The 26,702-nt window shown below is 31.9% G+C and carries 33 protein-coding genes and 3 tRNA genes; 32 read left to right on the forward strand and 4 right to left on the reverse strand.

Features of this window, described 5'->3' with window-relative positions:
* The 27 genes from fliI to CAAU_RS02690 all read left to right on the forward strand — a co-directional run.
* The coding region (fliI, locus tag CAAU_RS02565; protein WP_040305732.1) for a flagellar protein export ATPase FliI at window positions 1–1,185 on the forward strand (1,185 nt) is incomplete at its 5' end.
* Between the two features lie 11 nt (window positions 1,186–1,196).
* Entirely contained in the window at window positions 1,197–1,634 is a 438-nt protein-coding gene (fliJ, locus tag CAAU_RS02570; protein WP_008907880.1) for a flagellar export protein FliJ, read from the forward strand.
* Window positions 1,635–1,638: 4 nt separating this feature from the next.
* Window positions 1,639–2,931 carry a flagellar hook-length control protein FliK gene (locus CAAU_RS02575; RefSeq protein ID WP_008907881.1) on the forward strand — a complete coding sequence of 431 codons (1,293 nt, stop codon included), beginning with the start codon at window positions 1,639–1,641 and terminating at the stop codon, window positions 2,929–2,931.
* A 10-nt stretch (window positions 2,932–2,941) separates the two neighbouring features.
* The gene (locus tag CAAU_RS02580) at window positions 2,942–3,361 is read left to right on the forward strand and encodes a flagellar hook capping FlgD N-terminal domain-containing protein (RefSeq protein ID WP_008907882.1); all 420 of its coding nucleotides are present in this window, start codon (window positions 2,942–2,944) and stop codon (window positions 3,359–3,361) included.
* Window positions 3,342–3,692 carry a TIGR02530 family flagellar biosynthesis protein gene (locus tag CAAU_RS02585; protein ID WP_008907883.1) on the forward strand — a complete coding sequence of 117 codons (351 nt, stop codon included), beginning with the start codon at window positions 3,342–3,344 and terminating at the stop codon, window positions 3,690–3,692. Before CAAU_RS02580 ends, CAAU_RS02585 begins: the two co-directional genes overlap by 20 nt.
* A 64-nt stretch (window positions 3,693–3,756) precedes the next feature.
* Complete coding sequence (locus CAAU_RS02590; RefSeq protein WP_008907884.1) at window positions 3,757–4,689, forward strand: flagellar hook-basal body complex protein; 933 nt, start codon at window positions 3,757–3,759, stop codon at window positions 4,687–4,689.
* A gap of 13 nt (window positions 4,690–4,702) precedes the next feature.
* Window positions 4,703–4,906 (forward strand): flagellar FlbD family protein, encoded by a 204-nt coding sequence (locus tag CAAU_RS02595; protein WP_008907885.1) that lies wholly within the window; start codon window positions 4,703–4,705, stop codon window positions 4,904–4,906.
* Window positions 4,903–5,727 (forward strand): motility protein A, encoded by an 825-nt coding sequence (locus tag CAAU_RS02600; protein ID WP_008907886.1) that lies wholly within the window; start codon window positions 4,903–4,905, stop codon window positions 5,725–5,727. The genes CAAU_RS02595 and CAAU_RS02600 overlap by 4 nt, the downstream gene beginning before the upstream one ends.
* Window positions 5,720–6,478: an OmpA family protein gene (locus CAAU_RS02605; protein ID WP_008907887.1), complete on the forward strand. Its 759-nt coding sequence runs from the start codon at window positions 5,720–5,722 to the stop codon at window positions 6,476–6,478. The genes CAAU_RS02600 and CAAU_RS02605 overlap by 8 nt, the downstream gene beginning before the upstream one ends.
* A gap of 1 nt (window position 6,479) precedes the next feature.
* Window positions 6,480–6,911: a flagellar basal body-associated FliL family protein gene (locus CAAU_RS02610; RefSeq protein WP_008907888.1), complete on the forward strand. Its 432-nt coding sequence runs from the start codon at window positions 6,480–6,482 to the stop codon at window positions 6,909–6,911.
* Between the two features lie 11 nt (window positions 6,912–6,922).
* Window positions 6,923–7,261: a flagellar biosynthetic protein FliO gene (locus CAAU_RS02615; RefSeq protein ID WP_008907889.1), complete on the forward strand. Its 339-nt coding sequence runs from the start codon at window positions 6,923–6,925 to the stop codon at window positions 7,259–7,261.
* Window positions 7,245–8,006 carry a flagellar type III secretion system pore protein FliP gene (gene fliP / locus CAAU_RS02620; RefSeq protein ID WP_008907890.1) on the forward strand — a complete coding sequence of 254 codons (762 nt, stop codon included), beginning with the start codon at window positions 7,245–7,247 and terminating at the stop codon, window positions 8,004–8,006. The genes CAAU_RS02615 and fliP overlap by 17 nt, the downstream gene beginning before the upstream one ends.
* A gap of 10 nt (window positions 8,007–8,016) precedes the next feature.
* Complete coding sequence (fliQ, locus tag CAAU_RS02625; protein WP_008907891.1) at window positions 8,017–8,286, forward strand: flagellar biosynthesis protein FliQ; 270 nt, start codon at window positions 8,017–8,019, stop codon at window positions 8,284–8,286.
* A 12-nt stretch (window positions 8,287–8,298) separates the two neighbouring features.
* Window positions 8,299–10,119 carry a flagellar biosynthesis protein FlhB gene (flhB, locus tag CAAU_RS02630; protein ID WP_008907892.1) on the forward strand — a complete coding sequence of 607 codons (1,821 nt, stop codon included), beginning with the start codon at window positions 8,299–8,301 and terminating at the stop codon, window positions 10,117–10,119.
* A gap of 6 nt (window positions 10,120–10,125) precedes the next feature.
* Window positions 10,126–12,174, forward strand: a complete 2,049-nt coding sequence (gene flhA, locus CAAU_RS02635; protein WP_008907893.1) for a flagellar biosynthesis protein FlhA — start codon at window positions 10,126–10,128, stop codon at window positions 12,172–12,174.
* Entirely contained in the window at window positions 12,171–13,223 is a 1,053-nt protein-coding gene (flhF, locus tag CAAU_RS02640) for a flagellar biosynthesis GTPase FlhF (protein WP_008907894.1), read from the forward strand. The genes flhA and flhF overlap by 4 nt, the downstream gene beginning before the upstream one ends.
* Window positions 13,224–13,226: 3 nt before the next feature.
* A complete protein-coding gene (locus CAAU_RS02645) occupies window positions 13,227–14,093 on the forward strand; it encodes a MinD/ParA family protein (protein WP_008907895.1) in 867 nt (288 codons plus the stop codon).
* On the forward strand, window positions 14,090–14,755 hold the full coding sequence (locus CAAU_RS02650) for a flagellar brake protein (RefSeq protein WP_008907896.1): 666 nt from the start codon (window positions 14,090–14,092) through the stop codon (window positions 14,753–14,755). Before CAAU_RS02645 ends, CAAU_RS02650 begins: the two co-directional genes overlap by 4 nt.
* Before the next feature lie 10 nt (window positions 14,756–14,765).
* On the forward strand, window positions 14,766–15,503 hold the full coding sequence (locus CAAU_RS02655; protein WP_008907897.1) for a FliA/WhiG family RNA polymerase sigma factor: 738 nt from the start codon (window positions 14,766–14,768) through the stop codon (window positions 15,501–15,503).
* Between the two features lie 2 nt (window positions 15,504–15,505).
* Window positions 15,506–15,961 (forward strand): DUF6115 domain-containing protein, encoded by a 456-nt coding sequence (locus CAAU_RS02660; protein WP_008907898.1) that lies wholly within the window; start codon window positions 15,506–15,508, stop codon window positions 15,959–15,961.
* Between the two features lie 44 nt (window positions 15,962–16,005).
* Complete coding sequence (locus tag CAAU_RS14490; RefSeq protein ID WP_008907899.1) at window positions 16,006–16,161, forward strand: hypothetical protein; 156 nt, start codon at window positions 16,006–16,008, stop codon at window positions 16,159–16,161.
* Window positions 16,162–16,170: 9 nt separating this feature from the next.
* On the forward strand, window positions 16,171–16,896 hold the full coding sequence (locus CAAU_RS02665) for a flagellar hook-basal body complex protein (protein ID WP_008907900.1): 726 nt from the start codon (window positions 16,171–16,173) through the stop codon (window positions 16,894–16,896).
* 13 nt (window positions 16,897–16,909) lie between these two features.
* Window positions 16,910–17,668, forward strand: a complete 759-nt coding sequence (locus CAAU_RS02670; RefSeq protein ID WP_008907901.1) for a flagellar hook-basal body complex protein — start codon at window positions 16,910–16,912, stop codon at window positions 17,666–17,668.
* 67 nt (window positions 17,669–17,735) lie between these two features.
* Window positions 17,736–18,176, forward strand: coding sequence for a tetratricopeptide repeat protein (locus tag CAAU_RS02675; RefSeq protein ID WP_008907902.1), 441 nt, complete (start codon window positions 17,736–17,738; stop codon window positions 18,174–18,176).
* 9 nt (window positions 18,177–18,185) lie between these two features.
* Window positions 18,186–19,088 (forward strand): S66 peptidase family protein, encoded by a 903-nt coding sequence (locus tag CAAU_RS02680; protein ID WP_008907903.1) that lies wholly within the window; start codon window positions 18,186–18,188, stop codon window positions 19,086–19,088.
* Complete coding sequence (locus CAAU_RS02685; RefSeq protein WP_008907904.1) at window positions 19,081–20,247, forward strand: M20 metallopeptidase family protein; 1,167 nt, start codon at window positions 19,081–19,083, stop codon at window positions 20,245–20,247. The genes CAAU_RS02680 and CAAU_RS02685 overlap by 8 nt, the downstream gene beginning before the upstream one ends.
* 79 nt (window positions 20,248–20,326) lie before the next feature.
* Window positions 20,327–21,382 (forward strand): CotS family spore coat protein, encoded by a 1,056-nt coding sequence (locus tag CAAU_RS02690; protein ID WP_008907905.1) that lies wholly within the window; start codon window positions 20,327–20,329, stop codon window positions 21,380–21,382.
* Window positions 21,383–21,407: 25 nt separating this feature from the next.
* Here CAAU_RS02690 and CAAU_RS02695 read toward each other — a convergent pair.
* The 3 genes from CAAU_RS02695 to CAAU_RS02705 all read right to left on the reverse strand — a co-directional run bounded on the left by CAAU_RS02695 (window position 21,408) and on the right by CAAU_RS02705 (window position 21,647).
* Window positions 21,408–21,483: transfer RNA gene (locus CAAU_RS02695), tRNA-Phe, on the reverse strand.
* A gap of 9 nt (window positions 21,484–21,492) precedes the next feature.
* Window positions 21,493–21,569, reverse strand: a tRNA-Ile gene (locus tag CAAU_RS02700).
* Between the two features lie 3 nt (window positions 21,570–21,572).
* Window positions 21,573–21,647 (reverse strand) — tRNA-Glu (locus CAAU_RS02705).
* Window positions 21,648–21,751: 104 nt separating this feature from the next.
* Between CAAU_RS02705 and CAAU_RS02710 the strand changes: the two genes are divergently transcribed.
* The 4 genes from CAAU_RS02710 to CAAU_RS14140 all read left to right on the forward strand — a co-directional run bounded on the left by CAAU_RS02710 (window position 21,752) and on the right by CAAU_RS14140 (window position 24,624).
* Window positions 21,752–23,146: an MBL fold metallo-hydrolase gene (locus CAAU_RS02710; protein WP_008907906.1), complete on the forward strand. Its 1,395-nt coding sequence runs from the start codon at window positions 21,752–21,754 to the stop codon at window positions 23,144–23,146.
* Between the two features lie 88 nt (window positions 23,147–23,234).
* The gene (locus tag CAAU_RS02715) at window positions 23,235–23,765 is read left to right on the forward strand and encodes a MerR family transcriptional regulator (RefSeq protein ID WP_008907907.1); all 531 of its coding nucleotides are present in this window, start codon (window positions 23,235–23,237) and stop codon (window positions 23,763–23,765) included.
* Between the two features lie 11 nt (window positions 23,766–23,776).
* Window positions 23,777–24,364: a hypothetical protein gene (locus CAAU_RS02720; protein WP_008907908.1), complete on the forward strand. Its 588-nt coding sequence runs from the start codon at window positions 23,777–23,779 to the stop codon at window positions 24,362–24,364.
* A gap of 35 nt (window positions 24,365–24,399) precedes the next feature.
* Window positions 24,400–24,624: a GNAT family N-acetyltransferase gene (locus CAAU_RS14140; protein ID WP_341350031.1), complete on the forward strand. Its 225-nt coding sequence runs from the start codon at window positions 24,400–24,402 to the stop codon at window positions 24,622–24,624.
* 25 nt (window positions 24,625–24,649) lie between these two features.
* Here CAAU_RS14140 and CAAU_RS02730 read toward each other — a convergent pair whose 3' ends face one another.
* Entirely contained in the window at window positions 24,650–25,834 is a 1,185-nt protein-coding gene (locus CAAU_RS02730; RefSeq protein WP_008907910.1) for an aminotransferase-like domain-containing protein, read from the reverse strand.
* 158 nt (window positions 25,835–25,992) lie between these two features.
* Between CAAU_RS02730 and CAAU_RS02735 the strand changes: the two genes are divergently transcribed.
* Complete coding sequence (locus CAAU_RS02735) at window positions 25,993–26,670, forward strand: PrsW family glutamic-type intramembrane protease (RefSeq protein ID WP_008907911.1); 678 nt, start codon at window positions 25,993–25,995, stop codon at window positions 26,668–26,670.
* Window positions 26,671–26,702: the final 32 nt, after the last annotated feature.

The raw sequence follows: 26,702 nt of genomic DNA on the forward strand, positions 1-26,702 counted from the left end.
TTTATTGGGGAAGTTTGCAGAATATTTATTAACAGCAAAAACTATGTTCTTGCAGAGGTAGTTGGATTTAGGGATAATGGACTACTCTTAATGCCCCTTGGAGACATAACAGGGGTTGCAGTAGGGTGTCCGGTAGAAAACACTGGAAAAACATTAAATGTGAAGGTTGGTCCAACTTTGCTTGGTAAAGTTTTAGACGGCCTTGGAAACCCAATGGACGGATCAAGCTTAGATTATGAAACGGAATATAAGCTTGACAGGGATCCTCCAAATCCATTATTAAGAAGAAAAATAGATACCGTTATGTCAACTGGAATTAGAGCTATTGACGGATTTTTAACTTGTGGAATTGGACAAAGAATCGGTATTTTTGCAGGAAGTGGAGTTGGAAAAAGCACCCTTTTAGGCATGATAGCAAGATATAGTGACGCCGATGTAAATGTCATTGGACTTATTGGTGAAAGAGGAAGGGAAGTTAGGGAGTTTATAGAAAATGACCTTGGCGAGGAGGGACTCAAAAAGTCTGTTTTGGTGGTTGCAACTTCCGATCAGCCTCCTTTAGTTAGATTAAAGGGTGCCTTTACTGCAACTGCAATTGCAGAATACTTTAGAGATAAAGGGCTTAAGGTTATGCTTATGATGGACTCTGTTACTCGTTTTGCAATGGCTCAAAGGGAGGTTGGACTTACAATCGGGGAACCGCCGGCTACAAAAGGTTACACTCCATCTGTCTTTGCGATGCTTCCAAGGCTTATGGAAAGGTCAGGAAATTCAGATAAAGGTTCCATAACCGCCTTTTATACAGTTCTTGTTGATGGGGACGACTTTAATGAGCCTATAGCAGATGCTGTTAGAGGTATTTTGGATGGACATATTGTTTTATCAAGAAAATTGGCAGGCAAAAACCATTATCCAGCGATAGATGTATTGGCAAGCATATCAAGATTGATGCCTCAGATTGCTGATGAGAAATTAAAGGAAAAGGCTAGTGAACTTAGGGATATATTAGCTGTTTACAAAGATTCAGAAGATTTAATTAATATAGGGGCCTATCAAAGGGGTTCTAATCCTAAAATCGACAGAGCCATCCAGCTAATTGATAAAATAAACGCCTTTTTAAGGCAGGGGATTAATGAATACAGCGACTATAAAACAACCTATGAAAGAATCCTTTCAATAGGTTAGAAGGTGATTAAATGGATAAATTTAATTTTAAATTACAAAAGGTTTTGGAATTTAAGGAAAGCTATGAAGAAAAGAAAAAGGAAGAATTTTCAATTGAGCTTATAAACTACTATGAACAGGAAAAAAGGCTAAAGGAACTTACGGAGGAAAGGAAAAAGGCTATAAATAATCCTCCCAAATTTAAAATGATTTTTGATTATCAAGGTTTTTATAGATATTTAGACCTTTTAGAAAAAAGAATAGAAAGGCAAAATCAAGCTTTAAACCAGGCAAAGGAAAGGCTTGAAAAGGCAAGACAAGAGCTTATTAAGGCCACAAAGGATAGAAGCATAATTGAAAAGCTAAAGGAAAAGGCCTATGAAGAATTTTTAGAAGAACAAAGCAAAAAAGAGCAAAGGCTCAACGATGACTATGCTCTTTATTCATACTTAAGGGGAGAAAGGAGGTGAAGATGTGAAGGTTGAGGCTGTAAAGTTAAAGGATCCTAAGTTAGAAGCAAAAGACAAAAATCCAATAAAAGGAGATGACTTTGAAAAGGTTTTGGATAATGCTGCAAATAATCTAGCACTTAGTCAAGGGAAAAACATTGAAAGTAAAAACTCTAAGGTAAGCAATAAATTAAGTGAAAATATCGAAGAAAATGAAAAGGAAGAATTACTTCAAATTACAGATGAAACTATCAATTTGAGCCCTAATGTCCAGCTAATATTTAATCAAATATTCAATGTAAATGATAAAAATGACAATAAAGATACTTCTTCTGGGGATAATGAAATATCAATATCGGTGCAAACTGATAAACTTCAGCCTACACAAGAAAAAATTGTGCTTCAAGAAAAGTTTAATTTGATTAATATTGATATGAATATAGAGAAAACAGTTGAAAGTGAAGAATTACCTAATTTAATAGCACAAGATGAAATTAAAGAAACGATAACTGATTTTGATGAGTTATTGAAACAAGAAAATATAAATGAAACAACATCAGAAGCATTAGAAGATGAAAAACAAATATTCAACTCAGAAGAAGAAAAATATAGTGAAAAAACAATTTCAATTGAAGAAAAGGATAATGAAATAAAAACAGCTAACTCAACATTAGATCATAATAAAGATGTAAATATTTTAAATCTTAATATAGATAATGAAAAAAAAGCGAAAGAAAATCTTTTTAATTTAAATCAAACAAATGACCATGAAATTAAAACAATTGATGTAAAAAGTATGAATGAAAAAGAAACAAACATAGATATTATAGAACCACAGGTAAAGGAAGTGAACGTTCCAATAAGGGAGCTAACAACAAAGCATTTAAAGGACGAGATACAAAGAATAATTTCACCAGCTAAGGCAGAAGAAATAGTAAATATAACAGTTGAAAAATTTAAAAGCCTTAGACTGCCTGATATAACAGAAGTTAAAGTAAAACTAAAGCCAGAGGCCCTTGGTGAAATAACTGTAAGGGTTGTTTTAGAAAAGGGAGAAATTAAAGGTAATATAATCGTAGAAAAGAAGGAAGTGGCATTAGTTTTACAAAACAATATTGAAAACATGAAGCAGGAGTTAAGACAAAATAATGTTAATTTATCTAATATTTCGGTTTATCTATCCAGCGATGGGTTTAATGAAAATGCTGGAAGAAACTTTAAGGATTTTGCAAGACAAAATAGACAACATAATTTAGATTTAGACTTTGAAGAAGATATTTTTGAAGAGGAATTAGAAGGAATAAATCTATATGCCTAAGGAGGACTATATGGAGGTTTCAAAGATTAGCAATTTAAATGATATTGCTATGGTTTCAAAAAAAAGCGATATCCTTGACAAAGATGCCTTTTTGAAGATTTTAACTGTTCAGCTTAGGAATCAAGACCCATTAAATGCAAAGGACAATACAGAATACATTGCCCAAATGGCACAATTTGCTGCATTAGAACAAATGCAGAATTTGAATGCCAATATTCAAAAGCTGCTAATATCACAAAGATTTACAGAGGGAACTATGCTAATTGGTAAAGAAGTCGAGATAAAGGTCAATGACAAAGTAATAAAAGAAATTGTAAATGGAGTTAAGGTTGAAGCAAATGAAGTTTATATTAAAACAGAAGGCGGAATGTATAAACTTGATCAAGTAATAGGTGCAGGTGATGTAAAAATTGATAAACAGGATAAGTAGCCAAATAAATTTAAATAGTTTCAATAGCAGAATAGAAAAAGCATTAGAATTTTCAAAAATCCTTGAAAAGGCCTGTGAGGAAGTTAAGTTCTCAGGTCATGCAATTGAAAGGTTAAAACAAAGAAACATACAACTTACAAACGAAGATGTAGAAAAAATAAATGGTGCTGTTAGAAAACTAAAGGACAAAGGGGGTAAAGAAGGGCTTATTGTTTATAATAATATAGCCTTTATTGCAAGTATAAAAAATAATACCGTAATAACTGCTATAGATGCTGAAAATTTAAAGGAAAATGTATTTACCAATATCGATAGTGCCATAATACTTTAGGCTGGACCCGAAAGGGAGGCCTAGTCGTGGAAGGACAGAAGCGACTATTAAAAGGAGGAGTAATATGTTAAGATCATTAAATTCTGGAGTTAGCGGAATGAAGTCAAATCAAATAAAGATGGACGTTATTGGTAATAATATAGCAAATGTAAATACAACTGCCTTTAAAGCACAAAGGGTAACTTTTAAAGATATATTAAGCCAAACTTTAGAAAATGCAGCTGCTCCAACTCAAAATTTAGGCGGTTCAAATCCAAAGCAGGCAGGCCTTGGTGTTGCAATAGCAAGCATCGATACCAACATGAATCAAGGTGCTCTTTCGACAACAGGAAGGGCAACTGACCTTGCAATAGAAGGAAATGGGTTTTTTGTAATTTCCGATGGAATAGAATACAGATTTACAAGGGATGGGGCCTTTACATTAGATGCTAATGGAAGCCTTGTAACTTCAGAAGGATTTCATGTTTTAGGTTCATATAATACAGCCTTTTTAGCTGATGTTTATGATCCAGCAAATCCTCCAACAGTAAACGTAGACGAACCAGCCTATGAACCTGAAATAAGTGCAGAAAATTCACCAAATATTACAGAACTTAAAAGTATAGTAATCCCTTTTGAAGCATTAGATGAAAATGGAACAAAACAAAAACTTTTAAGCTTTTCAATAGATAAGGATGGAACGATTAAAGGAATATATGGTGATAAGACAGTGGTTATAGGTAAGGTTGCCCTTGCAAGTTTTCAAAATCCTGCAGGGCTTGAAAAGCTTGGTGGAAATACTTATAGAAATACAGCCAATTCAGGTGCACCTTCTATAGGTCTTCCGGCATCCTCAGGATTTGGAACAGTAAGACAAGGACTTTTAGAAATGTCCAATGTTGATCTTGCGGAACAATTTACAGAAATGATTGTAACAAGTAGAGCCTTTCAGGCAAATTCAAGGACAATAACAACATCAGATGAAATGCTTCAAGAGCTTTTAAATCTAAAGAGATAATGGGGAGTAGCATATGATTAAACTTACAGGCTTTAATAACGTTGCTTTTTATTTGAATTCAGAACTTATTGAAAAAATAGAGATAACTCCTGATACAGTAATAACAACAATAAACGGAAAAAAATATGTAGTTAAAGAATCTCCAGAGGAGATAATCGAAAAAATTATTGCCTTTAAAAGAAAATTCATGTGGAATCTACCGGAGGTAATAAAATGAAAAAAAGTGACTTATCAACAGCGCTAGGATTGGTTTTAGGGTTTTTTGTAGTTTTATATGGTATGATTTCAGGACAAGCCTCGATAAAGGATGGCCTTTTAACTTTCTGGGATGTTGCCTCTCTTTTTATAACAGTTTTTGGATCCTTTTTTGCGGTTATGATAGCAGTTCCTATGTCAACTATAAAAAAAGTGCCTACAGCAATCAGAAATGCTTTTGTTGATAAACAAGTCCCTGCATCGGAGCTTATAGAAAGATTTGTTGAATTATCAAAAAAAGCACGTAAAGAGGGATTATTATCACTAGAGGATGAAGTTCAAAACATACAAGATGAATTTTTAAAAAACGGTATACAAATGGTGGTTGATGGTATTGAACCTGAAATTATTAGAGAGATTATGGAACTTGAGATTTCAGAAATGGAAAAAAGACATCAAAGTGTTATATCTTTTTTCAAATTATGGGCAGCTATGGCTCCGGCCTTTGGTATGATAGGAACATTGGTTGGGCTTATACAAATGCTTAAGAATTTGCAGGATCAGTCAACTCTTGGGCCATCGATGGCGGTGGCCCTGATAACCTCCTTCTATGGTTCCGTAATGGCAAACCTATTTTTTACCCCATTGGCAACAAAACTTGAAAATAAAAGCAATGAAGAAGTAGGAAGAAGAGAAATGATGATAGAAGGAGTTTTAGCGATTCAATCGGGTGTAAATCCAAGAATAGTTGAAGATAAACTTAAGACTTATTTAGCACCTGAAGAAAGATTGGCGATGTTAAAACAAAATGTTGAAAAGGGTGCGGTGATATCGAATGAGTAGAAGACGTTCTAAAAAAAGTGAAATAAATGCTGGAGAATGGCTTACAACCTATGCTGACATGATGACGCTGCTTTTATGTTTTTTCGTTTTACTTTATGCATTTTCAACAATGGATGCTATTAAATTTAAAACATTAGCGTTTTCACTTGCTAAAGCCTTTGGTGGTAATGTTAATACTGTTGTGAGTGGTGGTAATTTAGGGCCTGTTCCAGTTAATACAAATCCAGGCATAGAAACTAAAGATAAGGAAAGGCAAACGGGAAAGGTTGAACTAGATGTTCAAAGGGGCGAAACTGAAAGGATATATAGAAAGGTTCAAGAGTTTGTCAAAAACAACAAACTTGAAGCTAAAATTACGGTAAGGGAAGATATACGGGGAGTTGTAATAGAACTTCAAGAAAAAATATTGTTCGACTCAGGTAAAGCAGATATAAAACCTGAAAGCATTCCGTTGCTTTCCAAGATTGCTCAGCTTTTGAGGATGTTTGAAAATGAAATAGTTGTAGAGGGCCATACGGATAATGTTCCAATCAATAGAGGGTATTATGAGAGCAATTGGGAGCTTTCAGCAGACAGAGCAGTCAAAGTAGTTAGGTTCTTAGTGGAAAAACAAGGTATTAAGCCGGAAAAGATAACTGCTGTTGGTGCTGGGGAATACCGTCCAATTGCATCTAATGCAACACCTGAGGGAAGGCAAAAAAATAGAAGGGTTAATATTTTAATTGTTACAAAACAAAAAGGAGCGAACTGATATGGCAGAAAATAAAGGTGTTTCAAAACTAATGATAATTATCATAATTTTACTTGTTCTTTTAATTGCAGCTGGAGTTTTCTTAGGTTATATGTTTATGACAAAAAACCAAAATGCAACTCCTAAGCCAAAGCCAGAGAAAACTATGGCAATGGATGAATTTGTTGTTAATCTTGCTGATGAAGATATTAGGGTATATATAAAGGCAAAAATATTTTTAGCCTATACAGATACAAAGATTGAAACGGAACTTAAAGACAAAATGCCTCAAATCAGGGATTTAGTTATAACTACGATTAGATTAAAAAAGTCTACAGAATTTGATGGAATAAAACTTGAAAATATAAGAAAGGAACTTATAGGTAAAATCAATTCTAAATTAACATCAGGGCAAATAACTAATGTTTACTTTTATGATATCATAATACAGTAGGTGATTTAATAATGAATTCAGAAACTTTATTTGCTGTCGTCAAACTGGTAGTATTTCTTCCAATGATTATATTTTTAATCATTTTATCTGCAAAATATGGGGGAAGATATTTAAATAAATTAGGAAGCGGTAGGCTAATTAAAGTATATGAGAGGGTCCCCCTTAGCCAAAATTCTTTTTTATCTGTAGTTTCAATTGCCGGAAAGCCCTATATAATTTCAAATACTCAAAATGATGTAAAAATACTATTAGAACTTAGCCAAGATGACTTAGAGGTTTACAAAAATAATTTAGAGGGCTTCGATTTTAATTTAATTAGAAGGAAGATGAAGAATGAAAAGGTTCAATAGAGTTTTTCTAATAGTTTTACTAATTTTCATAGCTACTATTGGAATAGCCTTTGCTGCAACACCAAATATTCCAGTCCCAAAAGTTAATATTTCAATAGATTCAGCTAAAAATCCTAAGGAATATGTGGATAATATAAAATTATTGATTTTGTTGACTTCTTTAACATTTATTCCTGCAATAGTTCTTCTGATGACAAGCTTTACAAGGATAATTGTAGTTCTTGGGTTTATAAGAAATGCATTATCCACCCAACAGTCTCCACCTAATCAGGTTTTGATTGGACTTGCTTTATTTATGACTTTTTTCATCATGGCTCCAGTTTATAATAAAATAAACAATGAAGCTATTCAGCCATATATAAAGGGTCAAATTTCACAGCAGCAGGCTATAGAAATTGGCAGTAAGCCATTAAAGGATTTTATGCTAAAACAAACCAGGGAAAAGGATCTTGCTTTATTTTATAATGCAGCTAACATTGAAAAACCAAAGGATCGATATGATGTTCCCTTTAAAATTCTTATTCCTGCCTTTGTTATAAGTGAACTTAAGACAGCCTTTCAGATGGGATTTATGATCTTCGTTCCTTTTATTGTTATAGATATGGTTGTGGCAAGCATTTTGATGTCGATGGGAATGTTTATGCTTCCGCCGGTTACTATTTCTCTTCCCTTTAAAATACTTTTGTTTGTTTTAGCGGACGGATGGCATTTAGTTGTTAAATCTTTAATCCAAAGCTTTATGTAGGAGTGATCTTATGAGTTTATCCTTTGCCCTTGCCATCGGCAAACAGGCTATGACGGTGGCTCTTATGATTGCAGCACCTGTTTTAATTGCTTCAATGGTTGTAGGACTTTTGGTCAGCATATTTCAAGCTGCAACTCAAATTCAGGAACAAACGTTAACCTTTGTTCCAAAGGTAATAACTGTAATTGTCGTCTTTTTAGTTTTAGGTTCTTGGATGATAAAAACTTTAATTCAATTTATACAAACTATGCTTAACAACATAACATTAATTGTAAAATAGGTGGTATATTCTATGAATGAATTTTTGATTCTATTTTTAGCTTTAGTAAGGATAATAGCAATGCTTATGTCATCACCTATTTTTTCAGTAAGGCAAATTCCAACAATAGTGAAGATGGGACTTTCTTTAATATTATCCTTATTGGTTACAGCAAATATTAAAATTCCAACCTATCAATTTATAAATAATAATTTTGATCTTGTGTTTTTTATATTTAGAGAAATAGCTATTGGAGTTTCAATAGGGTATATAACTACTTTGATATTTAATGCCATAAGAGTTTCAGCACAAATAATGGATTTTAATGTAGGTTTTTCTATGTCGCAATACTTTGATCCATCAACTTCAGGAAGTTCCACACCCCTAGAGAGGTTTTTTAACTGGTTTGCAATAGTTATATTTGTAACTTTAAATTTTCATCATATATTATTATCGGCAATTATAAAAAGTTTTGAAGTGGTTCCCTTAGGAATTTTAAAGATTAATTCCAATATCTTTATTGTAATTTTAGATGTATTTGCTAAAAGCTTTTATATTGCGATGCAACTTGCAGCTCCAGTTGTTATAGTGGTTTTTCTAACTGATTTTACTTTAGGACTTATAAATAGAGCTGTTCCACAAATAAATATATTTCTTTTAAGTTTGCCAGTAAAAACCCTTGTTGGATTATTTGCAGTATCTGTGATTTTACCGGGGCTAACCCATATATATATAAAACTATTTGAAAGTTTATCAGGGGATTTAGTAAAACTTTTTAACACTCTGCCTTTTATAGTTCTGATGGCATCAGAGGATAAAACTGAAGAACCAAGTCCAAAGAAGTTGCAGGATGCAAGGAAAAAGGGGCAGGTGGCAAAGAGCATCGATTTGACTTCATCGATTGTTCTTCTTGGCGTTATGTTTTTGTTTTTGGTGTTTGGACAAAGCTTATATTTGAATGGGAGAAAATTTTTAATAGAGACATTCAATCTGATAACAAAGGAAGATATTAGTATTCAGCAGTTTAAAGTAATAGCGTTATATGCTTTAAAAAATGCATCGATAGTTGCACTTCCGTTTTTGTTTACTATAATGGTTCTTGGAATTTTAGCCAATATCCTTCAAATTGGTTTTTTATTTACAACAGAAAATTTGAAGTTTAGTTTTGACAAACTAAATCCATTGAACGGATTTAAAAGATTGTTTTCTAAAAGATCCTTTGTTGAACTTATTAAGTCAATGCTTAAAATTATAATTATTATGTATTTAACCTTTAGCTATTTGAGGAAAAACCTATTTGAAATATTAAAGACAAGCGATTTGAATCCCTATGGAATTTATCCTTTTGTAAAGAGTATCACTGATAAACAAATGACAAGACTAGTTATATTTTTAATAGTTGTTGGAGTTGCTGATTTTATATTTCAAAAAAGGCAACTTAAAAAGGATTTGATGATGACAAAACAGGAGGTTAAGGAGGAATTAAAACAAACTGAAGGGGATCCACAAATTAAATCACGAATAAGACAAAAGCAAAGGGAAATGGCAATGAAGAGAATGATGCATGAGGTTCCAAAGGCAACGGTAGTCGTAACTAATCCAACTCATTTTGCTGTCGCAATAAAATATGAAAGAAATAAGGATTTTGCGCCAATAGTTGTTGCAAAGGGTGCGGATCTTATCGCAAAAAAGATTAAAGATGTTGCAAAGGGAAACGATGTTCCCATAGTTGAAAATAAAATTTTGGCACGAACTTTATATTATAAAGTTGAAATAAACGAAACGGTTCCAGTTGAGCTTTATCAAGCGGTTGCTGAAATTATAGCATATGTTTACAGTATTAGAGGGATGTGATGGCTAGTGTTCAAGGAAAAGAATTTAAAGGCAAATATAGATGTTTTAATAGCCTTTGTAATTATTTTAATAGTTTTAATGATAATTATTCCACTGCCAACATGGCTTCTTGACATATTTCTTGCTCTAAACATGTCGATAAGTTTAGTAATTTTGCTTTTAACTATGTTTACAACCGAAGTTCTAGAGTTTTCTGTTTTTCCAACCCTACTACTAATTACGACCCTTTTTAGATTAGGACTTAATATTTCCTCAACAAGATTAATTCTTGGACAAGGACAAGCAGGACAAATAATTGAAGCCTTTGGTAACTTTGTTGTTGGTGGAAATTACGTTGTAGGATTCATTCTTTTTATAATCATAGTTGTTATTCAATTTGTAGTTATCACCAATGGTGCAGGCAGAGTTGCTGAAGTTGCAGCAAGATTTACACTTGATGCTATGCCAGGAAAACAAATGAGTATAGATGCAGACTTAAACGCAGGAATTATAACTGAAGAAGAGGCGAAACAGCGTAGAAAAAAATTACAGCAAGAGGCAGATTTTTACGGGGCTATGGATGGTGCCAGCAAATTCGTTAAAGGTGATGCCATAGCTGGTGTTGTTATTGTTTTAATTAATATTATCGGTGGTGTTTTAATAGGAAGTATTTTTGGAGGTTTATCTGCCCTTGATGCGTTGAAAAAATATGCTCTTTTAACTGTAGGTGATGGTCTTGTAAGTCAGATACCTGCCCTTTTAATTTCAACAGCATCGGGTATTATTGTTACAAGATCAGCAGGGGATTCAACCCTTGGTAAGCAACTTGCAGGGCAATTTACTTCATACCCTAAGGTTTTAGGTATTGCCAGTGCAATTTTAGCGATTTTAGGGTTAATCCCATCATTACCTAATTTACTCTTTCTATCGCTATCCGCAGCTTGTGGTTTTTCATCATATGTCCTAACAAAAGATAGTAAAGGTGAGATGAATTTAGAAACTAAAATTGAAGATATAAAACCTGAAAAAAGAGAACCAGAAAACGTTATGCAATATCTTAATGTAGAGCCTTTAGAAATAGAGATAGGATATGGACTAATACCCCTTGCTGATGTTTCATCGGGAGGAGATCTTTTAGATAGAATAGCAGGCGTTAGAAGGCAACTTGCCCTTGAAATGGGAATAATCGTTCAGCCTATAAGAATCAGGGATAATCTTCAGCTTGCAACAAACGAATATGCTATCAAAATAAAAGGGACAGTTGTTGGAAAGGGAGAAATATTAGTTAATCATTATCTTGCAATAGACGTATTAGGTGATGGAATTCCTATTGAAGGAATCAAAACTGTTGACCCAACCTTTGGGTTACCTGCAGTTTGGATTCCTGACAATAGAAAGGAAGAGGCTGAAATTTTAGGAATAACAGTAGTGGATCCTACGACTGTTTTAGTAACTCATCTTACTGAAATTATTAAAAAACATGCCCATGAGCTTTTAGGAAGACAGGAAGTTAAAATGATTATTGATAATATAAAAGAAAATTATAGTGCAGTTGTTGAGGAATTGATACCTGGACTTTTATCTATAGGTGAGGTTCAAAAGGTTCTCCAAAATCTTTTAAAGGAAAGAGTGCCAATTAGGGATCTTGTTACTATACTAGAAACGTTGGCTGATCACGCTGTAAACACAAGGGACATAGAACTTTTAACTGAATACGTAAGGATTTCCCTTGGAAGAACTATATGCAAAAATCTTGTAGATGAAAATAACACGATAAGACTCTTGACTTTGCATCCTTCCCTTGAGCAGCTTATTTCAGATAATATTCAAAAGTCTTTCCAAGGATCATATCCAGCCTTGGATCCTGATACTACAAGGAGGATATTTGAGGCAGTTCAGAGATTGATAGAGATTAGCGACTTTTATAATGGTCAACCTGTAATTTTATGTTCTCCTAAAATAAGACCAGCCTTTAGAAGGATGACCGAACTAGTATTTCCTAGTTTATTCGTTTTGTCAATGAATGAAATTCCTGCAGACGTTCAGATTGAGTCATTAGGGATGGTGAGCATATGATTGTAAAAAGATATATAGTTGATAATATGCAGGAGGCAATGGTGAAGATAAGATATGAACTTGGAAATGATGCCGTTATTGTTAGTCAAAGAAAAATTAGGCAAAAAGGCTTTTTAGGATTTTTTAAGCCTAAAAAAATAGAGGTTACAGCAGCAGCTGATGATAAGGATAAAAAGAGTTCAAAACATGCTGTTTCAAGTGATATTGAAAAGGAAATAGCAGAACTAAAAAATATGGTAGAGAATTTAGTTAAAAACAACAACAAAGAAACAAAAGGAACGAAAAAATCACAAAAAATAAGGATAAAGGAAAATCTATTGAATAACGATGTCCCAGAGGAAATTATAGAGAATATAATTGAATCTATTAAAAAAGAAAATGGTGACGGTAAAATAAATGCTAAAAATCTAGAAAAATTGCTAATTAAGTATACCAAGGAATTAATTAAAGAGGATGATAAAACTGATTCAAGAGTTCAGGCTTTTGTCGGACCAACTGGTGTTGGAAAAACGACAACTGTAGCAAAGCTTGCAAGTTTATATTCTTTATATAAGAACAAAAAAGTTGGACTTATTACTATAGATACCTATAGAATTGGAGCCGTTGAACAGTTAAAAGCCTATGCAGAAATATTAAATATTCCTTTTGGTGTAATATATTCTATTAAAGATATTCCAAATGTTTTAAACCAGATGAAGGAATGTGATATAATATTAGTTGATTCAACTGGAAGAAGCAGTAAAAATGCTATGCAAATAGCAGAAACCAAAAAATTTATCGAAGAAATAAAGCCAGATAAAATAAGCTTAGTTCTTAGTGTAACAACAAAACAAAGGGATATAAAATCTATCGTAGAAAATTATAAAATGCTTGATTATAACAACATCATCTTAACCAAGCTTGATGAAACTGATATTTATGGTAGTATCTTAACAGCAGCTTATTACAGCAAAAAACCAATTTCTTATATTACTGTTGGACAAAATGTTCCAGATGATATTGAAGAAGCCAACTCTGATAAACTCATTAAGCTTGTTTTGGGGGAATAAATTATGGATCAGGCAGAAAAATTAAGAAGGCTTGTTAATGACAAAACAGCACAAAAGAAAAATAAATTCCGAGTAATAACCGTAACAAGTGGTAAAGGCGGAGTTGGCAAGTCAAGCTTTGTTGTAAATTTGGCATTAGCATTGAAATTAAGGGGACTTAAAGTTGCAATACTTGATGCCGATATAGGAATGGCAAATGTGGACATTATGTATGGAGTAAAATCAAAATATAGTTTATTTGATTTAGTTTTTAATAACAAAAATATCAATGAAATAATTGAGATGACTCAAGAAGGTATTAAAATAATACCAGGTGGTTCAGGACTTAAGGATATAGTTGATTTGAATGAAGAACAAAGAGTGAGATTAATTAAAGAATTTGAAAAATTAGATGATATTGATATTTTAATTGTTGATACGGGAGCAGGAGTTTCAAAAACTATACTAAACTTTGTTGCAATTTCAGATGAAGTTATTGTAATAACGACTCCAGAACCTACAGCATTAACAGATGCCTATAGTCTAATAAAAATAATAAAGAATAAATTTCAAGATGCTAATATAAACGTTGTTATAAATAAAGTAAGAAATATAAAGGAAGCACGAGAAACCTTCGAAAAGTTAAGCAATACTGTTAATGTGTTTTTGAAATCAAAGATAAACTATAGGGGATTTTTATTCGAAGATAAAAAGGTTCCTATATCCATTATTGAACAAAGGCCATATTTAATTAGTTTTCCTAAAACTGAGGCTAGCATGTGCATAATGAAGATAGCTTCAGATGTTATAGGAATTGAAAAGGAAAATAAAAACAATACAATTAAAGATGTATTTTTTAAACTTTTCGGAAGGATGGGGTTAGGTTCATGAATGGGCTAAATGTAAACCTTAAAATTGGACAAAAAATTGATGTTATCCAGGATGGAATAACCTTTGTCAGCAAAATTCAAGATATTAACGAGAATTTTTTACTAATAGATGTTCCCGTTGCTGGTAATAGATATTTTATCGCTCATCATGGTAGAGTTATTGAATTTTACGTTCCAAACGAAAAGGACGTTACTAAATGTAGAGCTATAATTTTAGGTAAAAAAAGAGAAAACAACATCGAGATGCTTGTTTTAAGTTTACCAGAAGTGATTGAAAAGGTTCAAAGAAGAGAATTCTTTAGGCTTCCAATTACTATGGAAATTAAGTATTCTATATTACCTCAGGATAAGAGATACTTTGATTTAAAGGATGTTCCAGCACTATATTACAAACAATTACACAAAGGTTTAACGGTAGATATCAGCGGGGGAGGAATAAAAATCTTAACAAAGGAGAAGGCACCATCAGGGAATAATGTATTGCTTTTATTAACTATCCCCCATGAAGTTATGATTTTGGCTTCGGTTGTAAGAACTGAGGATGTTGATAATAAAAATTTTAAGCTTGCCTTAAAATATGAAAACATCGACGAAAAGACAAGGGATAGTATAATAAAGTTTATATTTAATAAAATGAGGGAACAACTTAAGCTCTTGAAATAGAGGTGAAATAATGAAATGTTATAAACAATTCGATGAAAGAGAGGAAATGATTTTAAGGTATCTTCCCTATGTAAAATATATAGCTTCTCGCCTTGTTGCAGGAAAGCCTCCTGGAGTTGAGTTTGAGGATCTTGTAAGCTATGGGATTATAGGACTAATCGATGCTATTGAAAAGTTTGATCCAACAAAGGGAATAAAGTTTGAAACCTATGCCACCTTAAGAATTAAAGGGGCAATCATTGATGAACTTAGAAAGATAAGTTGGATACCCAAAAGTGCAGTTTCAAAACTTTCCCTCCTTAATCAGGCAAGGGAAGAATTAGAATCTAGTCTTAACAGGGAGCCAACAGACAAAGAGCTAGCTGATAAATTAAATATTTCTGAAGAGGAACTTAAAACTATAGAATCCTATGTAAATTATGTATCTTTAGTATCCTTAGAGGAAATATTTTTTAAATCAGATGAAGAGGACATGCAGGTTAAGGATTTTGTTGAGGATGCAAACAGCCCACACCCTGAGACCATTGTAGAGAATGAAGAAAGGTTTAAGATTTTGCGGGAAGCTATTTCAATGCTTCCAGAGAAGGATAAATTGATTTTAAATCTATATTATTTTGAAAAACTTACATTAAAGGAGATAGGGAAGATTTTGGAAGTGTCGGAATCCAGGGTATCACAGCTTCATAGTAGAGCTATTATCCGCCTAAGGGAAAATTTAAAAAGACTTAAATATATATTGGAGGAATAGTAATGAATTTTATCCTAATTATATTAGGTCTACTATTTATTTATTTAAGTTTCTTGATAAAAAAATTAAAACCTAAGGAAATAATGGAAAGAAATCCAATAATGGACTTTGAAAATATAATTTCTGAAAAATTATATTATGAGGAAAATAAATTAGCTTTAAAGGAAATTAAAGAAACCCTGATGGAAATCCTAGATAGAATCGAAAATGTTGAGCTTTCTTTAATTTCTTTAGGTGAAGAAATAGAAAATCTAAAAAAGGATGAAATTAAAGAGGAAAAGACAACCATTGAAGATGCTAAAGCTGTAGAAACAAATGAAATGAACGGAAAGGATATCAATGACAAAATTTATGAAATGACACTGGCTGGTTTAACAGTAGACGAGATTAGTTCTAAATTGAATTTAGGAAAGGGTGAGGTTCTATTAAGGCTTGGTTTAATGAAGGCAAGAAAATAAATTGGAAAGCAATTTATGATATAATATTAGATAGCAGATTTGTTTTGGGACTAGGAATTGGATTAATTATATCAGGTATATTTTATACCTTTTATAGACCTACTAATATTTCAAAAGAAAAGATAGAAATCATGGCAAGGGAACTTGGAATGAGATATCCTGATGAGATAAAGGCTTACTTTGAAAATGATAAAAAGTGAGGGATTCTTATGTTAAGGGGATTATATACTGCTGCCTCAGGCATGATCACAAGGCAAATTCAAAGTGAAAATTTGAGTAACAATGTTTCTAATATAAATACTCCTGGATATAAAAAGCAAAAGGTGGTTTTAAAATCCTTTGAGGAGATGATTGTCCAAAATAAGGATAAACAAATTGGCAATAAGAATTTTAAAAGAAATATTGGAAGCTTAGAACTTGGGGTTGGGATAGCTGATACGGTTGTTGATTTTGGACAAGGAGTTTTAGAAAAAACGGATAGGAATTTAGATTTTGCGATAGATGGGAATGGATTTTTTGTATTAACAAATGAAAACAATGAAAAAAGATATACCCGAGATGGTAGATTTTTAATAGACGAAAGGGGATTCTTAAAGCATTCATCTGGCTTGCATGTGCTGGGTGCTGATAATAAACCAATAAGGGTTAACACGGATAATATAGATGTTAACCAATTAAAATTATTGGTTGTTGATTTTGAAGATAAAGCAAGCCTTAAAAAGGATAAAGAAAATGTGTTTATAGCAGCATCAGAAGGAAAAGCAGTAAATGCTCATATAAAGCAAGGATATCTTGAAAAATCCAATGTAGATGCAATAGAAGTCATTACGGAAATGATTAGCATAATGAGAAGCTATGAATCGAATCAGAAGGTTATTCAATCATTAGATGAAACGCTGAATAAAACGGTTAATGAAATTGGGAGTATTAAATAAGTAGGTGAGTAGCATGCTAAGGGTTTTATGGAACGGTAAATCGGGGTTAATATCAAATCAAAATAGAATAGATGCCATATCGAATAACATAGCTAATGTAGATACAAATGGATATAAGAGGGTGGATGTAGCCTTTTTAGATATTCTAAATGAGAGCGTAAATAGGTTAGGAGTTCCAATAACTTCTGATGATAAAGATAACCTCTCCGTTGGAAGCGGGACAAAAGGTGAACGTATTGTCAGGGATTTTTCACAAGGAATTCTAAAGGAGACAGGAAGGAAAACTGATTTAGCTATAGAAGGGGAAGGATATTTTAGATTGGTGGATAATGAAGGAAGAAATTTTTATACAAGGGATGGAGCCTTTAAAATAGATGCAGATGGTAACTTTGTTCATTCATCAGGTTTAATTTTAGATATAGAAAATTATAATAACAATTTATCAGATAACGATAGAATTAGGGTTAGCTACGATGGAAGTATCTATAAAATAAATAATGATGAGGAAGAATTAGTAGGCAAAATTAACCTTTATAGAATAATCGGACAGGATGCTATTGTTTCAAAGGGTGAAAATGTCTATTCAGCTGATAATGTTGAAGCTTTGGAAAAATTTCATTTAAGGCAAGGCTTTTTAGAAGCATCAAATGCAGATATAACTAAGGAGCTTACTAACATGTTAGTTACACAAAGGGCCTTTGAATTAAGTGCTAGAACTGTAAAATCAGCAGACGAGATGTGGCAAATCGCTAATAATTTGAGGGGAAGATAAAATTTGAATAAAAACCTCCTTATAGGTAAATAATTACTAAAAAAGCCTATAGGGAGGTTTTATATTAATGGATGAGAAAATAGTAAAATTAATTTCAGATAAAAAATTGAATGAAGCAAAGGTTTTGGCTATGAAAACTTATTTTTTGAACAAGAAAAAGTATTATTATTACTTGGGATTATGTTATTGTGCAGAAGGAAAGTATTCAGAGGCCATAGAAAAGTTTTTAAAAGCTGAAAAACTTGGTTTAAAACACTATTTGCTATATTATAATCTTGGAACTGCATATATTGAAATTAACAAACTTGATAATGCCAAGGAATGCCTAAAAAAGTCCATTGAGTTAAATAACAATTATAATAATAGCTTTCTAAACTTAGCATATATCTATATAAAGGAGAAAAATCTAAAGGCAGCCTATAGAATTATAAAGAGCGTTTCCTGTTTTAATGATGTCCCTTTGCTTTATGAAATTGAGGAAAATATTTATAAAGAATTAATTAAATAGGGAGGATATATGAAGCCTAAAAAGTTAAATAAGGGGGACAAAATTGGAATTATAGCTCCAGCAAGTCCTTGCTATAATCAAGATTTATTTATGGAGGGAGTTAAAGTCCTTAGAAATTTGGGGTTTGAAATTGAATTAGGGAAAAGCTGCTTTGCAAGGGAGGGCTTTCTTGCAGGAGATGACTATTTGAGGGCAGATGATTTTAATACTTTTTTTAAAAGAAGGGATATCGATGCCATTTTTTGCCTAAGGGGAGGATATGGTTCAATAAGATTGCTGGATAAAATCGATTGGAACGGCGTTAGAAATAATCCAAAGATATTCGTCGGATACAGCGATATTACCGCACTTTTGAATGTTATTTATAATAAAACAAAATGTATTTGCTTTCACGGACCGATGGTGGCAACAGGTGATCTTTTTAACGATATTAATTTAAAAATGCTATTAGAAAGTTTACAAGGGAATATAAGAAGGTATAAAATAAATTTAAAATGTATAAATCCTGGACAAGCAGAAGGAGTTATAATTGGAGGTAATCTTTCGGTATTAGTTTCCCTCATTGGAACAAAATATAATATTGATTTTAAAGATAAGGTTTTGTTTATTGAGGATATAAACGAAGAACCTTATAAAATCGATAGAATGCTCCAAACATTGAAATATGCCGGTATATTTGATAAACTAAAAGCAATAATAATTGGACAATTTACAAACTGTGAATCCATTGATGAAAAAAGCTTTACCCTACATCAAGTTTTAATGAACTTTTTCAGAGAAATTAAAATTCCTGTTTATTATGGTTTGGAAACCGGACATGGAAAGATAAAAATCACTATTCCAATTGGAATAAAAGTAAAAATTGAAGATAATATTCTTTCTTTTTCAGAGGAGGCAGTTTTTTATGATTAATTTTTTTAATGAAGCAAAAAGCATTCAAAGGGAACTTGTTTTTATAAGGAGGGAATTACATAAAAACCCAGAGATTGATAGAGATTTAAAATTTACAGCAGGACTTGTTGAGTCATATTTAAAAGATTATGGAATTAAATATAAAAGATACGATAATTGTGGAATTATTGCTGAGATAGGGGAAGGCGAAAATATAGTTGCATTACGTGCGGATATGGATGCCCTTGAAATTGAGGACTTAAAAGATGTTCCATATAAATCATTAAAACCAGGCCTTATGCACGCCTGTGGTCACGATGCCCACACAGCAATCCAGATAGGTGCAGCAATCATTTTGAAAAAATATGAAGATAACTTAGGGGGAAGGGTTAGGCTTATATACCAACCGGCAGAAGAAACTGACGGTGGGGCAAGAGATATGATTGAATTTGGAGCATTAAAGGATGTAAAGGCAATATATGCTCTACATATTGACGAAACTCTAGATGTTGGGACTATTGGTGTAAAAAAGGGAATAGTTGCAGCTGCATCGAATCCTTTTAAAATTATTGTTGAAGGTAAAGGTTCCCATGGTGCATATCCCCAAGATGGAATTGATAGCATCTTAATTGCAGCAAAAATTATAGATAATTTGCAATCTATAATTTCAAGGGAGATTGCAGCAACGGATTCAGCTGTAATAACTGTTGGAAAAATAAGTGGAGGAACAGCGGCAAATGCAGTGGCAAGAAGGGTTGAATTAGAGGGTATTATAAGAACTTTAGGTGATGATGTCAGAAGCTTTGTCCTAAAAAGAGTAGAAGAAATTGTAAAAATGACTGCCAATATGTATAGAGCCAGAGTCACATTAGACTTAAAAGAGAGTTACCCTTCTTTTTCGAACGATGATAAACTTTATAGCAAATTTATAAAGGAACTTAGTCTGCAGGACAAGATAAGGGTTATTGAACTTTCAAAACCTGGTATGGGGGTAGAGGATTTTGCATATTATACTAAAATAGTGCCTGGATTATATTATAAATTAGGCTGTAGGAATGAGTTGAAGGGCATTGTAAATCCTGCCCATGGAAGCTATTTTGATATCGATGAAGAATGTCTATGGATAGGGACAGCTATTCAATGTATTAATGCATATAGTTTTTTAAATAATCATAAGTAATATTATCATAACTGATAAATGTATAAAAAACAAATAATAAAAATATAATCATATAAAAGAATATTTCAAGGTGCTTTTTATGAAAAAAAGAATATCAGAATTTAACAAATATATAACAGATGAATATCTAAAAAAAATAAATACAATACTATTAAACCATTATAATATTACCCCAACATCAGTTGAAAAGGTAAGAAGTGCCTTTAAAGTAAATACTGAAAGGTCTATTTATTGCTTAAAAGAATTTAAACATAATGATAAAAAGGCCTCTATAGGATATCATTTAACAAGATTTTTAAAGGACAATGGTTTTGACGGGGTGGCCGATTATATTAAAACGGTGGATGGAAAAGATGTTATAAAATATAATAAAAGATATTATTATCTGACCAGTTGGATAGAAGGTTCTGAGTGTGATTTTAAAGATATAAATGTTTTAAAACAGGCTTGTGCTTTTTTGGCAGACTTTCATAATAAATCGAAGGGCTTTAATATAAATTCAATTAAAATAAAAAGCAATTATAACAAATGGGAAAAGAAAGTTTTGAGTATAAAAAAGGACCTTTTAAAATTTAAGAGCATTATTGCAAGTAAAATCTTAAAAACGTATTTTGATGAGGAGTATTATAAATTAATAGATTTCAATTTAAAGCTTTGCGATAAAGCACTTCAAATATTTAGCAAGGAATCTTATAAAAAACTTTGTGAAAAGGCAAAAAAGGAAAAACTGATTTGTCATGATAGTTTTTATTATCAAAATCTTTTAATCAATAATAATGGTAAAATGTTTCTTATTGATTTAGACAGCGTTATATATGATCTTCCTATATATGATTTGGCAAAGTTTATAAGAAGAATAATGAATAAAAGTTATATTGAATGGAACTTTGAGATAGCAAAGGATTTAATTTTCGCTTATAATGAAGTTAGAAAAATCGAAAGGGATGAATTTGAGGTATTTTTGGGGCATTTGATTATTCCTCATAGATTCTGGAAGCTGGGGAAGAAAAGATACTTAAAAAGAAAGGAATGGAGCGAGGAAAAATATTTAAAAAAGCTAAACAAAGAAATAAGGTTAAAGGATAAAAGAGAAGAGTTTATTAATAAATTTATTGAAAATTATTTAATAAAGTAAAAAAGCAGCTTTAAAGCTGCTTTTTTGGTGGCCAGAGCCGGAATCGAACCAGCGACACGGGGATTTTCAGTCCCCTGCTCTACCTACTGAGCTATCTGGCCGTATTAAATTGGTGGGCCTTCAGGGACTCGAACCCCGGACCGACCGGTTATGAGCCGGTTGCTCTAGCCAGCTGAGCTAAAGGCCCTAATGGTGACCCCTAGGGGATTCGAACCCCTGTTACCGCCGTGAAAGGGCGATGTCTTAACCACTTGACCAAGGGGCCATATTCAGTTACAATCTTTATAAGAGCGACCTGACATGTAATAATATATCATGGTATTAACGATATGTCAATACTTTTTTTATAAATTTTTTAAGGGGGATATTATGATAAAAATAAAATTTTGCGGGGCAGCTAAATCTGTTACAGGTTCCTGCTATTTAATTGAAACAAGTGAAAGAAAATTTTTAGTAGACTGTGGTTTGTTTCAAGGTAAAGAATCAAAGACCAATCAAAGCAATTTTCCATTTAATCCAGAGGAAATAGACTTTGTAATTTTAACCCATGCCCACATAGACCATTCAGGAAGATTACCACTACTTGTAAAGAAAGGCTTTAAAGGATCGATTTTTTGCACCTCTGCAACTCAAGATCTTGCAAAAATAATGTTAGTTGATAGTGGGCATATTCAAGAAATGGATGCCATAAATGAGAACAAAAAACGCCAAAGAAAGGGATTGCCATTAATAGAACCTTTGTATACCGCAGAAGATGGAGACAAAGTAAAAGACTATTTAGTTGCAGTTCCATACAACCACGTGCAAAGAATTGATAATGATATATATATAAATTTAAAGGATGCGGGGCATCTATTAGGTTCATCAATTGTAGAATTATTTATAAAAGATGATGGTGTTACAAAGAAAATTGTATTTTCTGGGGATTTAGGGAACATAAATATACCTATTATTAAAGATTATGAGTATATAGATTATGCGGATTACTTAATCATTGAGTCTACCTATGGAAATAGATTCCATTCTATTCCAAGTGAGGTTCAAAGCTTATATGCAATCATATTAAATACTATAAAAAATAATGGTAATGTAATAATTCCATCCTTTGCAGTAGGAAGAACCCAGGAGATATTATATCTTTTAAATAAATATATTGATATTGAAAAGCGAAAAGATTTTATTAATATCCAAATATATCTTGATAGTCCCTTAGCAGAAGAAGCAACTGAGATTTTTAAAAAACATAAGGAATGTTATGATGAAGAGGCATTAAATATGTTATCTTTTGATAATGATGTTTTAGAATTTAAAAATTTAACTTTTGTAAAAACAAAAGAAGAATCAATGGAGCTTAACAATAAAAGCGGAGTTGTAATCATTTCCTCAAGTGGAATGTGTGAGGCAGGGAGGATTAAACATCATTTAAAATATAATCTGTGGAAAAAGGAGTCAGCGATTGTTTTTGTTGGTTATCAGGCAGAAGGAACATTAGGACGAAGAATCTTAGACGGGGCAAAAAAGGTAAAAATATTTGGTGAAGAAATTGCAGTTAATGCAAAGATAATTAATATGCCTGGTCTTTCTGGACATGCCGATTTACAAGGTCTCTTAAAATGGTATAAAGGAATTAATAAAGGAGTCAACAAAAAAGTATTTATAACCCATGGTGAAATAGAAACAGCTATGAATTTAAAGGCTATACTGGAAACAGTAAGTTCGACATCTTGCGTTATCCCAGAATACCTTGAAGAATATATTTTGTAGATTGTTGGTGAAATTTTTGGACTAAAAAACCCCATTTATATAAAGGATTATTTGCTTTATCGAAGAAATATTAAAATGGGGTGATTTTATGGAAAGGTCATATACCTTTAAAGAAATATGTGAAAAAACTGGTTATAGGCCATCTGCCGTAAGGTACTATGAAAAGGAATTCGATTTAAAAATAGAAAGGGATGTCAATGGAAGGAGAATATTTAAAGAAAGAGATCTAAACTTACTTTTGCTTATTAAAAAATATCAAGAGGAAGGATACAGCAATCAACAGATAAAAAAGCTAATAGGCAGCATAGATGTTTCTGCTAATGAAGAAATCGCTGTAACAAGTGTTGGAAAAATGGAAGTAATAAATGGTATCAACAAGTCTTCTAATGATGTTTTACTTGTTTTTGAAGAAAAATTTAGAGAAATAAACGAATTGTTAAATCAGTTGAATCAAAATATAAATTCTAAAGAGAGGGATTTACTTTTAACCGAAAATATGAAGCTTAAAATGGAACTAAAACAAAAATCCTATGAAATAATGGAATTAAAAGAAAAATTAAGATATGAAAGGGAAAGAAAAAAGGGATTTTTTTCTAGACTTTTTAGTAAGAAAAGATGAAAGGAGCAGGTATGGTCAAAATTATAAAGGCAGGATGGAGAGATTATTCAAAAGTAAAAGCTTTGTTGTTAAAAACAATAGATTATGACTTTGATATATTTAGCAATTATGATGGAAACATATTATTAGATATGATGGCTAAAAGATGCTTTAAAATAGTTGATAGTAACAAAATAATAGGTTTAATTGTAAAATATGATTTTAAAAGAGAAATACTTTTTATTCCGTTTGAAACAAACGTTTCTTTTAATGAAATAATTAAAGAGTTACAAGATAATTTTTTAGGTGGTTATAGGATTGAATTTTATTATAGAAATATTGAAATATTAAAAAAACTTATTCATGAGTGCAATATTAAATTGCTAAAGGACTATAAATTGATGATTATTGATCTTTCAAAATTTAAATCGATTAATCGATTAACAAATTTGAATAATCTGAGGATAAGAACCATGATCATCAACAAAGAGGAAGATAAAAGAGTTATTCTGCAAAATAGTATATTTGGAGAAAATGTAAAAAGAAAGGCATTATCTTTAGAGGAAGTAAAAAGCGAAGAAAGAAAAAAGAATTTATTTCAGATTTATGTTTTTTCTTAACATACAACGAAGAAGATATTGGATATGGACAAATAATAAAAAGTTCTGAAGGATATTATCTTATTAATTTTGGGGTGATTCCAGAATATAGAGGGCAAGGAAACGGAAAATTCTTTTTAAATGAAATATTAACTAAGGCAAAGGAGTATGGAATAAAGGAACTTTTTTTAAAAGTTGAAAATGATAACACAAGAGCAGTTAATTTATACTACAATATGGGATTTGAGGAGATAATAAATGCTGCAACGATATTGATTTAAGGGCTGCTTTTGCAGCCCTTAACCATTATATATTTTCTTTCAAAACCTTTCCCAATCTTTTTATTCCTTCAATTATTTTATCTTCTGGCATATTTGAGAAATTCAATCTAAAATGATTTGGATGTCCACCATTTGGGAAGAAGGAACCACCAGGCACGAAGGCTACCTTATCCCTCAATGCGATTTTTAGTAGTTCAGCAGCATCTATACCTTCTGGTAGAGTAACCCATGTAAATAATCCACCATTAGGATAGGTATACTTAATATTTTCTGGGAATTCTTTTTTGATCATATCAATCATTAAATCTCTTCTTCTTCTATATACTTCTTTTATCTTATTAATATGCTCATCCAAATTATAAACCTGCATAAAGGCTGCAGCTTCTCTTTGTGATATTGAGCTTGACTGCAAATCTGCACCCTGCTTAACAATAATATACTTATTTAAAATATCTTTATCTGCACATATCCAACCGAGTCTTAATCCTGGGCAGAAGGTTTTAGAAAATGTTCCAAGATAAATAACAAGTCCCTTTTTATCTAAACTTTTAATGGAAGGAATCATGTCGCCCTCAAATCTTAGTTCACCATAAGGATTGTCCTCAATTATAGGAATATTATATTTTTCAGCAAGTTCTAACATTTTTACTCTTCTTTCAAAACTTAGGGTTTTTCCAGTAGGATTTTGAAAATCGGGTATAGTATAGATAAATTTTGCATTTGGATGCTTTTCTAATGCCTTTTCAAGTTCTTCTATAATCATTCCGTTATCATCCATAGGAATTTCAACGAATTTAGGCATATATGCTTTAAAGGCATTAATAGCCCCTAAATAGCTTGGGCTTTCGCAGATTACTATGTCATCCTTATCAAGAAAAACTCTACCAGTAAAATCTAACCCTTGTTGTGAACCGTTAGTAATTAGTATATTTTCATAAGTAGCATTAACTCCAACAGCCTTCATTCTTTGCTCAGCTATAATTTTTCTAAGTGGAGTATAACCTTCGGTAGGACCGTATTGAAGTGCAGCTTTTCCTTCATCATTCAAAACCTTATGAGATATGACTTTCATTTCTTCTATTGGGAAAAGTTCAGGTGCAGGAAGACCACCAGCAAAGGATATAATATCAGGTTCCTCAGTTAGCTTTAAAAGCTCGCGTATTTCAGAAGCTTTCAAATGATTCATTCTTTCTGATAACCTAAATTCCATAAAAGATACCCCCATAATATTATTATAAATTGTGGAGAAAATAATGATATATTAAAATTTTCTGACATTAATTATTATAGCAAATTTATTGCGAGGCAACAACAAAAATTGCAATATTCTGAATCTATATTGAAATTTTCTATAATTGAGGTGATTGTATGCTAAACATGATTGCAATAGCTCTTGCACCAACGATTGCACTCTTGATTTTTATTTATCAAAAGGATAGATATGATAGGGAACCTGCTCAAATACTTTTTAAGCTTTTTATCTTCGGCTTTTTTTCAACTATTCCAGTTTATTATGTTGAAAAGTTTTTATTGAGCTTTAATCAAAGTCCTCTTTATGTAGCCTTTGTTGTGGCAGGATTAACAGAAGAGCTATTTAAATTTTTAGTTACTTATAACATTGCATTTAAAATATATGAATATAATGAAAAGTTAGATGGCATTATTTATTCCGTATTTACCTCCCTGGGATTTGCTACAGCTGAAAATCTTTTATATGTTCTAAATCAAAGGAACTTTATATATACAGGCATTTTTAGAGGGATATTCTCCGTCCCAGGGCACATGCTGTTTGCAATAAGCATGGGTTATTACCTTTCTATAGCTAAATTTGCCAATGATAAAGGTAGCACATATTTAATAATGTCACTTGTTATCCCGATTATTTTACATGGAATTTATGATTATATACTCTTTTCAAGAGTTTACGGATATTTTATTTTATTCATAGCCTTTATCCTTTTCCTCTGGAAATCCGGACTTAAAAAACTTAATTTATATGTTCGTGAGTCAAAGGAAAGGTTTGAAAAAAATAATAAACATAAATAATTTTATGTAAACAAAAATAAGTATTGATTAAC

This window comes from Caloramator australicus RC3, from assembly GCF_000297115.1.
GTDB lineage: Bacteria > Bacillota > Clostridia > Clostridiales > Caloramatoraceae > Caloramator > Caloramator australicus.